The organism is Actinomycetota bacterium, assembly GCA_012837825.1.
Classification (GTDB): Bacteria; Actinomycetota; Humimicrobiia; order Humimicrobiales; family Humimicrobiaceae; genus Humimicrobium.
Genome location: DUQM01000072.1, coordinates 1 through 14363, shown reverse-complemented (window position 1 = coordinate 14363; position 14363 = coordinate 1). Strand labels below are relative to the sequence as shown.

At 35.2% G+C, this 14363-nt stretch carries 13 protein-coding genes; 5 read left to right on the top strand and 8 right to left on the bottom strand.

Annotation, left to right across the window (positions count from 1 at the left end):
- Nucleotides 1–102 precede the first annotated feature (102 nt).
- Nucleotides 103–2073, top strand: a complete 1971-nt coding sequence (locus tag GXZ93_05535; protein ID HHT79241.1) for an ABC-F family ATP-binding cassette domain-containing protein — start codon at nt 103–105, stop codon at nt 2071–2073.
- A 37-nt stretch (nt 2074–2110) separates the two neighbouring features.
- On the opposite strand, the gene GXZ93_05530 is transcribed toward GXZ93_05535, so the two are convergent.
- Nucleotides 2111–2473, bottom strand: coding sequence for a hypothetical protein (locus GXZ93_05530; protein ID HHT79240.1), 363 nt, complete (start codon nt 2471–2473; stop codon nt 2111–2113).
- A 443-nt stretch (nt 2474–2916) separates the two neighbouring features.
- Here GXZ93_05530 and GXZ93_05525 point away from each other — a divergent pair, with 443 nt between their 5' ends.
- Nucleotides 2917–4305 (top strand): DUF4214 domain-containing protein, encoded by a 1389-nt coding sequence (locus GXZ93_05525; protein ID HHT79239.1) that lies wholly within the window; start codon nt 2917–2919, stop codon nt 4303–4305.
- Nucleotides 4306–4483: 178 nt separating this feature from the next.
- On the top strand, nt 4484–5650 hold the full coding sequence (locus GXZ93_05520; GenBank protein ID HHT79238.1) for an iron-containing alcohol dehydrogenase: 1167 nt from the start codon (nt 4484–4486) through the stop codon (nt 5648–5650).
- A gap of 60 nt (nt 5651–5710) precedes the next feature.
- On the opposite strand, the gene GXZ93_05515 is transcribed toward GXZ93_05520, so the two are convergent.
- The 3 genes from GXZ93_05515 to GXZ93_05505 are packed head-to-tail and all read right to left on the bottom strand — an operon-like array spanning nt 5711 to nt 8887.
- Nucleotides 5711–6967: an MFS transporter gene (locus GXZ93_05515; protein ID HHT79237.1), complete on the bottom strand. Its 1257-nt coding sequence runs from the start codon at nt 6965–6967 to the stop codon at nt 5711–5713.
- A 38-nt stretch (nt 6968–7005) separates the two neighbouring features.
- Nucleotides 7006–8250, bottom strand: coding sequence for an NAD-dependent malic enzyme (locus tag GXZ93_05510; protein ID HHT79236.1), 1245 nt, complete (start codon nt 8248–8250; stop codon nt 7006–7008).
- A gap of 43 nt (nt 8251–8293) precedes the next feature.
- Nucleotides 8294–8887 (bottom strand): hypothetical protein, encoded by a 594-nt coding sequence (locus tag GXZ93_05505; GenBank protein HHT79235.1) that lies wholly within the window; start codon nt 8885–8887, stop codon nt 8294–8296.
- Nucleotides 8888–9088: 201 nt separating this feature from the next.
- Between GXZ93_05505 and GXZ93_05500 the strand changes: the two genes are divergently transcribed.
- Nucleotides 9089–10204, top strand: a complete 1116-nt coding sequence (locus GXZ93_05500) for an Ldh family oxidoreductase (protein ID HHT79234.1) — start codon at nt 9089–9091, stop codon at nt 10202–10204.
- Nucleotides 10205–10354: 150 nt separating this feature from the next.
- Here the strand turns inward: GXZ93_05500 and GXZ93_05495 are convergent, their stop codons facing one another.
- Nucleotides 10355–11047 carry a DNA-3-methyladenine glycosylase gene (locus GXZ93_05495; protein HHT79233.1) on the bottom strand — a complete coding sequence of 231 codons (693 nt, stop codon included), beginning with the start codon at nt 11045–11047 and terminating at the stop codon, nt 10355–10357.
- Between the two features lie 74 nt (nt 11048–11121).
- Entirely contained in the window at nt 11122–11976 is an 855-nt protein-coding gene (locus GXZ93_05490; GenBank protein HHT79232.1) for a hypothetical protein, read from the bottom strand.
- 171 nt (nt 11977–12147) lie between these two features.
- On the opposite strand from GXZ93_05490, the gene GXZ93_05485 reads away from it, so the two are divergent.
- Nucleotides 12148–12726: a M23 family metallopeptidase gene (locus GXZ93_05485; protein ID HHT79231.1), complete on the top strand. Its 579-nt coding sequence runs from the start codon at nt 12148–12150 to the stop codon at nt 12724–12726.
- Between the two features lie 83 nt (nt 12727–12809).
- Here GXZ93_05485 and GXZ93_05480 read toward each other — a convergent pair whose 3' ends face one another.
- Entirely contained in the window at nt 12810–13592 is a 783-nt protein-coding gene (locus GXZ93_05480) for an ADP-ribosylglycohydrolase family protein (protein HHT79230.1), read from the bottom strand.
- Between the two features lie 271 nt (nt 13593–13863).
- On the bottom strand, nt 13864–14226 hold the full coding sequence (locus GXZ93_05475; GenBank protein ID HHT79229.1) for an RNA-binding protein: 363 nt from the start codon (nt 14224–14226) through the stop codon (nt 13864–13866).
- Between the last annotated feature and the right edge of the window lie 137 nt (nt 14227–14363).

Here is a 14363-nt window from a genome sequence, read left to right as displayed (position 1 = left end):
TTGTTAAAATTATTGTTTAATTTAAAGTTTGAAATATGATAATGAAGTAAAGCAATAATCGGCTTTTATTTTTTACCATCCGGCAGTAATGGTTGGTCAATAATGATTTCTTTAAATAACATATATCTGAGTTTTGCAGAACGTGTGCTTTTCAACAACATCTCTTTTCTTATAAAACAAAAGGACAGAATAGGACTTGTCGGCAACAACGGAGCAGGTAAAACGACTTTGCTTAAAATAATTACAGGCGAACAATCTGCTGATTCAGGAAATATTGAGAAGCCTTCAGACCTGACCATAGGCTATCTTCCCCAGCAAATGAAGTGTGCAGACGGCAGGACACTTTTCAATGAGGCAAAAACGGCGTTTAGCCAGATTCTTGAAATAGAAAGAAAGATAAAGAAAATTAATAATGAAATAGAAAAACGCAGTGATTACCATTCAGAAGAATATTTAAAACTCCTGAGCAGCATGGCTGATCTAAATATCAGGCTTGAAACTCTCGGTGCCGGCAAAATGGAAGAGAAAATTGAAAAAACTCTTTCCGGGCTTGGCTTTGCGGCCGCGGATTTTGCAAGGCAGACTTCTGAATTCAGCGGCGGCTGGAGGATGAGAATTGAACTTGCAAAAATTCTTTTAAAGCATCCTGGCATAATTCTCCTTGATGAACCTACCAATCATCTTGATATTGAGTCTATTCAGTGGCTTGAAGAATTTCTTTCAAATTACGGCGGTGCCGCAATCCTGATAAGCCATGACAGAGCTTTTCTGGATAATGTAACAAACAGGACAATAGAGATATCTCTTGGAAACATCTATGATTACAGAGTTCCTTATTCAAGATATGTCACCCTGAGAAAGGAAAGACGCGCTCAGCAGCTTGCAGCATACAGGAATCAGCAGAAGGAAATTAATGATACGAAAGAATTTATAGAACGATTCAGATATAAGGCATCAAAAGCTATTCAGGTACAGTCCCGGATCAAGCAATTGGAAAAAATGGATATTATACATATGGATGAAGAAGATAATTCTTCAATAAAGGTCAGATTTCCTGCTGCTCCCCGTTCCGGAAATATTGCCATAGAGGCAGTCGGGATATCAAAAAACTATGGTGATAATATGGTGCTTGACAATATTGACCTTGTTCTCAGGCGTTCTGAGAAAATTGCATTTGTCGGAAAAAATGGTGAAGGGAAAACAACTCTTTCAAGAATAATTGCAGGGGATCTTGATTTTAAGGGAAACCTAAAGATCGGCCATAATGTCAGGATAGGATATTTCGCACAAAACCAGGATGAACTAATGAATGAAAACCTGACAGTTTTTGAAACCATAGACGGAATAGCTGTCGGTGATATAAGAACAAAATCAAGATCTCTTCTTGGGGCTTTTTTATTTAAAAATGATGATATTGACAAAAAAGTGAAAGTTCTTTCTGGCGGAGAGAGATCAAGGCTTGCTCTCATTAAGCTATTGCTGAAACCATATAATCTGCTTGTTCTTGATGAACCTACAAATCATCTGGATATGCGCTCGAAAGATATATTAAAACAAGCTCTTCAGAATTTTAATGGGACTTTAGTTATTGTTTCGCATGACAGACAGTTCCTTGACGGTCTTACAGACAAGGTATACGAATTTCACAATCATAAAATAACTTCCTACCCTGGCAGTATTTTTGATTTTCTGGAGAAGAAAAAAATAGATTCCCTTAATGAACTCGGAATCAGTAATAAATTTAAGGATAATAAAATATCGGTACAACAGCATAGCGGAAAAGAAAATTATATAGAAAAAAAAGAGCTTCACAGATCTCTGAGAAAAATCACAAACAGCATAAATAATTGCGAAATATCCATAGAAAAACTTGAAAACGAACTTGAGGAGCTTTCAAAGCAGCTTGAATCACCTTCAGGAATCAATTATGACAATAATGAGGAACAGTCAATTTTCTCAAAATACGGTGAGTGCAAAAAGGAACTTGACGAGAAAATTTCACAATGGGAGACCCTTCACATAGAACTCAGTGATTTGAAAAAAAAGATAGAAACACAAAACTCTTGTCTGTAAAACTTTATGTTATAGTCCGGTTATTTATTTTAATCAGTTAGTTTTCCTGCTGGTTCAGCCTCCATAATTCCTGCGCCTTTTTCCAGTGAAAAGCAAAAAGAGGAATGGTAATTACAATCATTATTGAGTTGGTTATTATGCTTTTAAGCGCAAAATTTCTTTCATTATTAACAGAACTTTGAACTTCTTCCTCAATCAAGGCATTAAGCTCCTGCTCGCTCATATCTTTATACAGTTCTTTATATCCAGGCATCATGCTTGCTTTTGTAATATATGTATTTGGTTTGATATAGTTTGCTATTGCGCCCGCAAGACCAATTATGCCGATAATAAAAATTATCAGTGCAATTACACAGACTATATAGAAATAGATTTCTCTTACTAATGCTCTTCTCTGCATTTCATTTCTCCTTTTTTTATTTTAAATAAGTAAACACCGGGCAAGATAATAAAGAATAAAAAAAGTTATAAAAACAGTCGGAAATAATATCATTTTGCTTAATATGATAATTTATATTTCGATAATTATCAAAAATTATTATCAACTAAATTTATACTTGCAGAAATTATATGGATCAGGGAAAATGAAACCAAAAATCGCATTTCTCTCCACAGAGGATTCATACCAGAGCCGGGCAGCAGAAGATTTGCCTGCTTAATTTGATAATAATGTCAACAAAACTCTTAAATAAATCATTGAACTAATATTTATATTATGTTATATAAAATTAATATATGTTAATAAATATTAGTTTATAATATTTATTAAGTAAGTGAATAATCAAAAAGAATAAGTTTTATACAGCTGAATAAATATTAATTAATCTGCAGGAAGGCCTTGTTATGAAAAAGATTATCACAATAATTATTATCAGCCTTCTTTTTGTTGCTATTATTACTTTGGAGACACCGTTAAAATTATTTGCAGATGACATAAATGTTCACTCTTGTGAAAGTATTCAATCCGGCATAAATAGCGCTCTTGCAAACAGTTCTGATGTCAATTATATCTATATAGAAAGCGGTACTTATTCGGAGCAGCTGATCATAAACATACCTTCCGGCAGGGAAATACACCTTATTGGGAACAGCAGCGATACTACCGTAATAAGCCTGCCGTCGGGAGTTACGGGTAATGTTATATCCGCGGATGGCGGCGGAAAAATTTATCTGGAAAAAGTCAAAATTACCAATGGTACAAGATCCGGGATTCTTAATAAAAATTCAACAATTATTTATCTTAAAGAATGTTTAATAGAAAACAATTCAAGTACTTTTGGGGGAGGTATAAATAATAGTGGCGGAATCCTATCAATCAATAATTCAAAAATTATAAACAATAAAGCCTCTCTTTATGGCGGTGGAATTTACAATGACGGGACGGCAACTATAACTGCCTCCCTGATTAGCAATAACTCTTCAACAAACAGTGATGGCGGAGGAATATATAACCTTGGCAATTTAATAATATCTGGCTGTTCAATCAATAATAATTCATCAGTCAATCATTCCGGTATTGCTTCCATAAGTTCTGTTTCCGGGATAGTCAATTCAGCGGAAAATAACTGGTGGGGTTCTGATTCAGGTCCCTATAGTCCGGAAAATAATCCGCTTGGCACCGGTGATTCTGTTGCAGATAATGTGAGTTTTTATCCGTTCCTTTTATCCGATCCGTTCGCCAGCGGGACTGAAAAAGATGATGAAGAAGAAGATGGTGATAATAATAATGGAGATACACAGAATCCTTCCGCAAGTGAAGAAAATAATGATAGTGCAGGAAATTTGGCAAATATTGCAGATAATTCGATTTACGGAAGCAGTAATTTTTTTAATACTGATAGTTTTTCCTTAAAATATTATTTGTCTTTATATGCCTTCCCCTCAAAAGGCTTTATAACGCTTCTTTACAACAGCATCCTTCTCAGAGAGCCGGATACCGAAGGCCTTGAGCACTGGGAGTATCTTCTTGATAATAATATTAAAAGTGCGTCCGATATTGCAGAGTGCCTGTTTTTTTCAGAGGAAAACATTTCCAGGATTTTGAAAAAAAATAATTCTGAATTCCTTGAATATCTTTATTCCGGCATTCTTTTCAGAAAACCGGACAGCGAAGGCTTTGATAGCTGGCTTGCTGCTATTAACAGTGGTATGCCAAGGAAATATTTATTCAGATCATTTACAAGTTCGGAAGAATGGAAGAATACCTGTGCTGAATTCAAAATAAATCCATGATTATGCCTGAAACTTAATAAATAACAGTTAATTTTTTCTGTCTGCTCTGCTTAACTTACAATTGGTTTAAAAACAAAAAACTGATAATATTTTACATTAGTTAATTTTTATCAGATTTATAATTAAATAAATAATAATTATTAAGAAATATTTTTTACCCACAGACAAGGAGAGTCAAATGAAAGATTTTACTTACTATAATCCCACAAAGATAATATTTGGAAAAGATACAGAAAAAGAAGTCGGTTCAGAAACCATAAAGTTCAGCAATAAAGTACTGCTTCATTATGGAGGATCAAGCATCAAAAAGTACGGCTTGTATGACAAAGTCATTAAATCACTAAAAGAAGCAGGTGTAGAAATCTTTGAACTTCCGGGAGTAAAGCCCAATCCAAGACTTGATCTTGTTTACGAAGGCATAAAAATGTGCAGAGAGAATAATATTGAGTTTATTCTTGCTGTGGGAGGAGGAAGTGCAATAGATTCTGCCAAAGCAATTGCAGCCGGAGTAAACTATGCTGGCGATGTATGGGAATTGTTTGTTTCTTCTGAAAAAGAATTTGCTGAGATACTGCCAATAGGAGTTGTCCTGACAATACCTGCTGCCGGGAGCGAGAACAGCGACAGTACTGTAATTACAAAGGAAGAGGGTATGCTTAAAAGATATTGCGGCCATCAGAACATGCGTCCCAGATTTTCAATCCTAAATCCGGAGCTGACATTTACATTACCGGATGAACAAACAGTTTACGGAATTTCAGATATACTTGCCCATCTTATGGAACGGTATTTTACCAGGGTCGATAATGTGGATCTAACAGACAGGCTGCTGGAAGGCACCATGAAATCCCTGATTAAAAATGCATACCTGGTGAAAAAGACTCCTGACAATTATGATGTAAGAGCAGAAATAATGTGGGCCGGAACAATTGCGCACAACGGACTTCTGGATACAGGAAGAATCGGCGACTGGGCATCCCATGATATTGAGCATGAATTAAGCGGCATATATGATATAGCTCATGGAGCAGGTCTGTCTGTTATTTTTCCCGCATGGATGAAATATGTTTATAAGACTGATATCAAAAGATTTGCCCAGTTTGCTTCAAGAGTATGGGGGGTTGACAGTTATCTTAATGAAGAAGAATTCATGGCGCTTGAAGGAATAAGAATGCTTGAAAACTTTTATAAAGATATCAATCTTCCTGTAAGACTGAGTCAGGTAAAAATAAATTCAGAAAGACTTGAAGAAATGGCAGCCAAATGCGCAGACAGAGGTCCTGTAGGTAAATTTGTAAGCCTGGAAAGTAAAGATATTCTTGAAATATACAAACTGGCATTATAAAAGAATTTTTAACAAACAGATTCCGACAGATGGATTTTTATAAATATTTGTTTCGGTTTATTAAATGATGGTTTTCTTTCTGCTTCTGTTATTTCTATTGCTGTCAGCCAGATAAAGCATGTACATCATTAGTGCTGCACTGATTGAAATAATAATGACCGGAAGCCAGATATTGTTTATTCCGAAATGTTTGATGAAATACCCCATAATTATAGGGCTTATAATAAATCCGAGTTCTGTTATAAAAGAAACTACACTGCTGAATCTGGCCCTGTGTGTTATGGGGGAGTTTTCCGCCACATAAACATTGGTGTTTATAGTCTGCACTATCTCTCCCAATGTCCACATTATCGTAAGACCTATCAAAAGAAATCTGTTTGAAACAAGAAAGAAAATGCCAAAACCGATTGCATATAAAACTCCTGCAAATGCAATATTTATAATCGGTTTGGTGTTTTTCATAAGATTTATTAAAAATATTGTCAGCAGTATTACTACAATTGCATTAACCGACATGAGAGAACCATATATCTTCGGCCCCATTTCTGAAAAAATTTCATTTAAATAAATAGGCACACTGAAATAATTCTGGGAATAAATGAATACATAAACCAGAGATATAAATGTAAATATTAAAAATATCGGCCTTTTTAAAAGAATTATAAATATATTACCTTTTTCAGGTTTTTCAAACCTGTTATCGCTATTGCTGACTTCCATTATTTTTTCTTTTGTGGGAATGGTTTCCCTGACTAAAAATATTACCAGGATAAGAGATAAATATGTCGTTGCAGCATCGATTAAAAAAAGGAGTTTCATGTATTCATTAAATAAAAACCCTGCAATCAGAGGCCCGATTGCCACACCGATATTTGTACCAAGATATATAAGGGAAAAAGCAGCTTTTCTTTTATCTGCGCTCGTTAAATCTGCCAGCATTGCATTGATTGTGGGCAGAACTCCTCCCAAAAACAGATTTGAGATTATTAAAAGCCAGGGTATTATTTCAGGATTCGTTACGAAAGCACATGCAACAAATATCGTTGCACTCATAAAGCTCAGAATAAGAAAAATCTTCTTTCTGCCGAATTTGTCAGCAAGCTTGCCGCCAAGTATCAGTCCTATTGAACCGGCAACAATTACTCCAGTCACATAATATCCTGCTATTTCCTCGCAATAACCAAGCTTTATTGTCAGCAGCATTGTAAGAAACGGGTATACAAAGCTGCCTATACTATGAATTACTCTGGCAATAAATAGTATAAAAACACTTCTCGGTAAACCATAGTACGAGGAAAAGAAATTTCTTATACTCATACGGTTGCTTTTAATATGATTTATTCACTTATTTATGCTTATATTTTTCTTTCCTTGACTGCCTTTATAAGCTCAACTGCATTTTTCTGAACATCTTCAGGATTTATTTTTATTCTTGCAACTCCTGTTTTTATTGCAGCTTCAGCAACTTTTTTGGCCACATTCGGAGCAATCCTCAGATCAAAAGGCATCGGTATAATATAATCATATTTAAGTTCTTTTTCTTCAACAAGCTCCGCAATGGCATAGGCAGCAGCTATTTTCATCTCATCGTTTATATCTGTGGATCTTGCATCAAGAGCACCCCTGAAAATGCCCGGGAATGCAAGAACATTATTTACCTGGTTTGGATAATCGGATCTTCCGGTTGCTATAATATTCACTCCTGCTGCTTTTGCTTCTTCAGGGGATATTTCAGGTTCAGGGTTGGCAAGCGCAAATATCATCGGATCCTTGTCCATTTTGGCAATCATTTCTTTTGTAAGCTGCCCGGCAACAGAAACGCCTATAAATACGTCTCTTCCTTCAATAACCTCTTCAAGTCTGCCCTTTAATCCTTCATGATTGGTAATCTCTGCTATTTCATTCTTGGATTCATTCATGCCTTCAGCTCTGCCTTTATAAATCGCTCCTTTTGAATCGCATGCAACAATATCCCTGACCCCAAGTCTTATAAACAGCTTGATTATGCTTACGCCTGCAGCTCCTACTCCGTTTACAACAACTTTTATATCTTTAAAATCTTTGCCGGTGATTTTCATGGCATTTATAAGGCCTGCGGTAGTTACCACTGCCGTTCCATGCTGGTCATCATGAAATATTACCATCTGCGTTTCTTTCTTTAGCCTTTCTTCAATTTCAAAGCATCTTGGAGCAGAAATGTCTTCAAGGTTAATACCGCTAAAACTTGGTTCAAGCAATTTTACTGTTTCAACAATAGTGTCGGCATCCTGGGTATTAAGACACAGAGGAAAAGCATTTACTCCCCCGAATTCTTTAAAAAGAACACATTTGCCTTCCATTACAGGAAGCCCTGCCAAAGCACCTATGTTACCGAGTCCCAGCACAGCAGATCCGTCGCTGACAACTGCAATCATATTGCCGATTGAAGTATATTTATACCTCAACATGGGATCTTTCTGTATCTGTCTGCAAGGTTCTGCCACTCCCGGACTGTATGCTGTTGCAAGATCATGAATTGAATTAACCTGTACTTTGCTGATTACACTTATCTTGCCGACATATTTTTCGTGCATTTCTAATGCGTCATCATAAACACTCAAGTCGTTTCCCTTCCCTATTTTTTTCTATAAAATGAAAAACCTGTCACCTTTTTGCAATTTTTATGACTATTTTCACAAAATTTGTAATTATTAAAATGACAAGAATAAAAATAACAAGACCAAATAATATTTTTAATATTAAAGACAGCATCCCGGATAACTGATCGTAAGGTATTACATTAAAATCAAACGGAAAAACCAGTATGATGTTTGCCAGAGCAGCTATTGCAAAAATAGATGAAAGAATTTCCACTATTCTTGAAAGAACATATCTGTCAAATATTAAAAGGATGATATTACCGATAAGAATTACAACCAGGCCTGCCGTAATCAAAGGAACCAGCTTTGAAAATCCTGCTGTAATTATCGGATAAACATTCCACTGCAAAGTTCCATCCACTTTTTCAAATTGAAAATAAGCTATATATCTGCTGAAAAAATTAAAAAAAATTATAAAAACCAGGCTCCATACAACATTCCACACATAACCGAAAGCTCTTCTGCCTCTCTTTTCATTATACTCAGCATCAAGTTTGTTTTTTACCGCTTCTTCATATATATGTCTGCTTTCATATGAAGATTTTTTTTCCCGGAACTGATCATTTTGGGAATTTTTACTTAAATAGTCATTTTCCAATTAAGCACCTCCTGCCAAAAGGAAAAATTTATAATCATATAAAAGAAGTAAATCTGTTAAAATCTATATTATTATTTATTTTTCGTGAAAAAAATCATTATAATACTTTTAGCTTAATAAAAAAACCGGGACAACTATAATTAAATAAAAGTATAAGTGATAGTTTTTTAATATTTTAACATTAATTGCAAAGGAGATGAAATGGTAGAAATTTTAAGATTTAAAAAAGAAGACCTGCTTTCATATGTGATTGCATACATGGCAAAACTCGGCGTTCCTGAAGAGGATGCAGAAATAGTGGGAGATGTGCTTCTCAGTGCCGATATCAGGGGTGTTGATTCACACGGTCTGATAAGGCTGGCTTCATATTATGGCAACAGGTTGAGAAACAAAAATATCAATCCTCTTACGCCTATAAAAATACTGAGCGAGACAGACAGCACCGCATTAGTTGACGGTGGTAACGGGTGCGGACAGGTTGCTTCATATAAATCAATGAAAATAGCAATCCGGAAAGCAAAAAAAAGCAATGTCGGAGTTGTAGCTGTAAAACATAGCGATCATTACGGGATTGCCGCATATTATGCGATGATGGCATTGGAAGAAGATATGATAGGAATAAGTATGACAAATTCCCAGCCTCTGGTTGCACCAACATACGGAAGGTCAGCTGTGCTTGGAACCAATCCTATCTCAGTCGCTGTTCCCTCTTATAAGGAATATCCTTATGTCCTTGACATGGCTACAAGCACTGTACCGATTGGGAGAGTGAAAGTTTATGAAAAAGAAGGCAAAAAGCTTCCTGTCGGTTGGGCAATCGACAGTGATGGCAACATAACTGATGATCCCAAAAAATGTCAGTCAGGATATATAGGAGCGCTAATGCCTCTTGGCGGTCCTGATATCATGAGAGGTTACAAAGGTTACGGACTTGCATTGCTTGTAGACATTCTATGCGGTGTCCTTTCAGGCGGATCCAATCTTACAGAAATAGGATTTCCGCATGAACAAAGAGAGGCTGATGTCGGACACTTTTTCATGGCAATAGATATCAATGCTTTCAGACCCGTTATTGACTTTAAAAAACAGATGGATCATGTAATACAGATGCTTAAAGATGCTCCGAAAGCCCCGGAGCATGACAGAATCTATATAGCAGGCGAGAAAGAATATGATACCGAAAAATACAATATGGAACATGGCATACCTATAATTGCGCCCGTCATTGAAGATTTAAAAAATGATGGTGAGAGAATGGGTGTTCCGTTCAATATAAAACCTATCAGCAGTGAGGTGCGAGACTCACTTCATTCCTGACATCTGCCGGCAGACCTTTTACTGATTTATCAAGGTGCCTGTACTATATAAATAAAGGCACAGGCACCTTTTATATTTGATCCTTTTATTCTTATTTTTCTTTAACTCTTATATTTTTTATATATTGTTTTTCTGTCCTGATTTTCTATTTTAATTATGCTTCCCCGAAACAAATCTGCTGCCTTTTATATAGAATCTCAGCATCAGCTCCGTACCCTGCTTTATGCCTACCCGTGAAGAAGATGATATTTCTTTAATTCTGCTGTATTTTTCTGATATTTTTATGATTTCTTCCTTTTTACTATCATCAGCATCCAAATCTGAAAAATCAAAATCAGCAATAAACAGTCTGTCCTCAGAGCCTGTCATATTTTTACCATTAAAACTTTTTTCAATTCCAAGCGCTTTTGTAAGATTTCCGGGTCCTTTTGCAAGTCTTTCCAGATCTTCAACCTGTCTTCTCTTAATCATTTCCCCTACTCCGAAAACAGGCTCTATTGCTCTTATTAAAACGGCACCCGGCACTGACGGTTTTTCAGTAACCACATTTAAGAGATAATGGTTTCCGTAGCAAAAATAAACATAGGCTATTCCCGGTTTTTCAAACATTATTTTTGAACGGGGAGTAGCGCCGTTGCACGCATGACTTGCCGGGTCATCAAGCCCGTAATAAGCTTCATCCTCTACAATGAAACCACCGCAATACGAATCCTTATCTCCTGCTACAAGAATTTTTCCAAGCAGTTCCCTGGCAACCACAGAAGTATCTCTGCAATAAAAATCCCCGCCCGGAATATTTCTTTTATCAAACACTTTTTCTGTTATTTTATTTAAAAAATCCATGGCTTTTTCCTTATTATCCCGGCAGAACTTAATCACTTTTTAATATAAAGATATTGCTGTTGCTGTTTATTAAATTATTTACAGTTCAAAAAATATTTTTTATGTATAAAGGGAATTATCTCTTTAATGACAAAATCATTAAGATTGTCTGCTGCCTTTTTCATTCCTTTTAACAACCTGATTATCTGCTTCATTCCGGCAACAGAAAAAATAGTTCTTGCAAACAGAACTAATTTGTATCTCAGGGATCTGCTTCCAATATCCTGCAAATAATCCGGTATTTCCGTAAAGATATCGTCTGAAATTGCTCTTATGACACCGAAAGGTATTTTGTTCTCTCCTGCAATCCGTGCTATATGATAGCTTTCCATATCAACTGCTGATACATTAAAATTTCTTCCTATTTCCAGCTTTTCCAAATATGTGCCAATCAAAAAAGGAACACATGCCCCGGAATCCTCATAGATCTTATAACTATCGTTCTGCCATTTATGATTTAAATCAATAAATCCATCCAATATCTCTTTGGGTAAGGGTTTTGATTCTTTATAGTCTTCATTAAAAAAATATTGTAAGGATCTTTTATTATGCACTTTTAGAAAATCAAGGTTTAACAACCTGTTATAAATGACAATATCTCCTTCCTTTATTCTTTCATCTGTTGAGCCGGAAATACCCAGCACCAGTAAAACAGCATCTCTTATCCCTCTTATCCCGGCATGCATTACTTTTTCTGCTGCCCGCATGGCATTATCCGCGCCCATGCCTGTTATGCAAATCAGAATTTCCTGTTCTTTACCGTCAATTTTAAGATATCCATTACAGACATTATTTTTACTGCCGATAAATCCATATGAAGTGCCACGGTGTCTGATTTTTTTTATTATGCCTTTAACTTCGTTTCTAAAAGCTGCAAAGATTATAATCATTTAATTTACAAAACTTTAGCCGGAAATCCTGCAATAATGCAATTATAAAATTAATATGCTATTGACTATTTATTCATTTGCATATATTATATCAAAAGTATTTCCTTTTCTTTTTTGCTTCATTTAAAAATTCTATATAAATTTGAAATAAAAACAATTTAAAAAATGATAATGGTAAAAAACAAATTTTCATTTAGCAGCAGCCTGATTATCTCCGCTCTGATATTCCTTATACTTTTTTCTGTATTCCTTTTCTTCCCCCAAAAAATTATTCTTGCAGATAGTTTTAAAAGACCTTTTATAAAACCTGCTGACGGAGAAATAATAGTTGGTTTCAGACAGGAATATCTTGATATTGAAAAAAATGTTAAAAGAAAACATACGGGAATAGATATAGCAGGAAATCCCGGTGATATAATTTTTGCAGCCGGAAACGGAATGATATCTTATTGTGGTATTTCTCCAATCGGAGGGCTTACAGTTGTAATAAAACATAATGATAAAATCCGTTCAACATATCTTAATTTAAATTCTGTCTGTGTCAGCCCCGGAGATAAAGTAAAACAGGGAGAAAAAATAGGTACTATCGGAAGTTTTGATGACCCCTCAAGCGGATTATGCCATCTTCATTTCGGAATAATATATGATGAATATTATCTGGATCCTGAAGGTGTGCTTGGCATCGATTATAGCAGCATTTCCAGATTTATAGTTCTGAAATTTTCAGAAGGTGATTACGTCATTGAATAAATATTAATTCCTGCCGGGCTGATTTATTCATTCTATATAGTATTTGTCAATTCTGAGGTATTAAACGTATATTGAATTTTTAATCAAATATTTATTTCGGGTAAATAATAATGATAGAAGTCTGAGATTATTTTTCTCATATCATTGTCTATTATGTTAAAAACCGCTGTTCTTATATTTTCCGGTATTATTTTATAAAAAGCTTCTGCAATTCCCCCGGTTATACAGGCGATAGTGTCTGAATCTCCACCGATTGAAACCGCTTTTTTTATGGCATCTTCAAAACTTACCGACTCATAAAATGCTCTTATTGCCTGAGGCACGCTTCCCTGACATGAAACATCAAAAGAGTACCAGTTTCTGATACTCTCAATAGATTCACTCAGATCATATCTGAATTCTTTTTCTATATAATCTTTTATTTCTTCCCTGCTTTTCCCCTGTCTGGCAAGGAAAACAGCAGCTGCCACAGATTCTGCTCCTTTTATCCCTTCAGGATGGTTATGTGTGACTTCAGCGCTTTTTTTGGCAATCTCCAAAACAGTATCCAGATCATTAAAAGCAAACCCTATGGGACTGACTCTCATGGCTGAACCATTGCCCCAGCTGTTATAAGGAGAGCTATCTCCGGATTCCGCCCATCCTATAAAACTGCCGCCATATCCTCTTCCGGGATATTTAATACAGTAGCGGCGGTATGTATCGGCAAAATCTTTTTTATTTAAAATACAGTCTGCAGTTGCAATTGTCAGAACAGTATCATCAGTAAAAAACATGCCATCGGATAAAACAGGAAATTCTGTTGTTTTTATATTATTCCACTCATATATGGAACCTATTATGTCTCCGGAAATCGCTCCTATCACAATAAATGACTCCTTCTTAATATTTATGGAAAGACAAAGGCATATAGATCTTTAAACATTTATTTAATGATAATTACTATAAATAAAATGCAGGGATAAATTAAATTAAAAAACCAGATAATGATATTATAGTATTATTTCCCATATACTTAATAATGGAGAAAACAATCCCTTAATTCTCTCGGTGAGCTATTAAATGATTTTATAATAATCAGCAGATTAATATAAAAGTAATTAAATTACCGTTGAAAACAGGAAAATTGACAGGAAATTATTTAAGTTCTCTTCTTAATTTTTTTAATTTATAATTAAGATCGTCTCTTCCGCCTGAATCGCCGCTTCTTGACCTGAATCCACCTCTGAAGCCACCGTTTCTGTTATCGTCTCTTCTTTCATTTCTGGCTTCATTTACAACCAAAGTCCTGTTTTTAAAACTTGACTGGTTCAGGTTTTTTGCAGCTTCTTCAGCACTATTTTCATCAACCATTTCCACAAAAGCAAAGCCTCTGGGCTTTCCTTCAGCTGTTTTGATGATTTTTACATTTTCAACTTCTCCATAAGCTGAGAATAATTCCTTGAGCTCTTCATCTGAAGTTGAATAGTCCAGGTTACCAACATACAGTTTTTTGTTCAATTGATTTCCTTTCTTTGGATTGATTATTTCCTGAGGTCTAGAAAATAATACATATAATTAGGAAGCTTGTAAGTGTTGAAGCTTGTAATTTTTATATATTATCCCTAAAATTCCTTTGGTTTTTATTAAACAAGTTT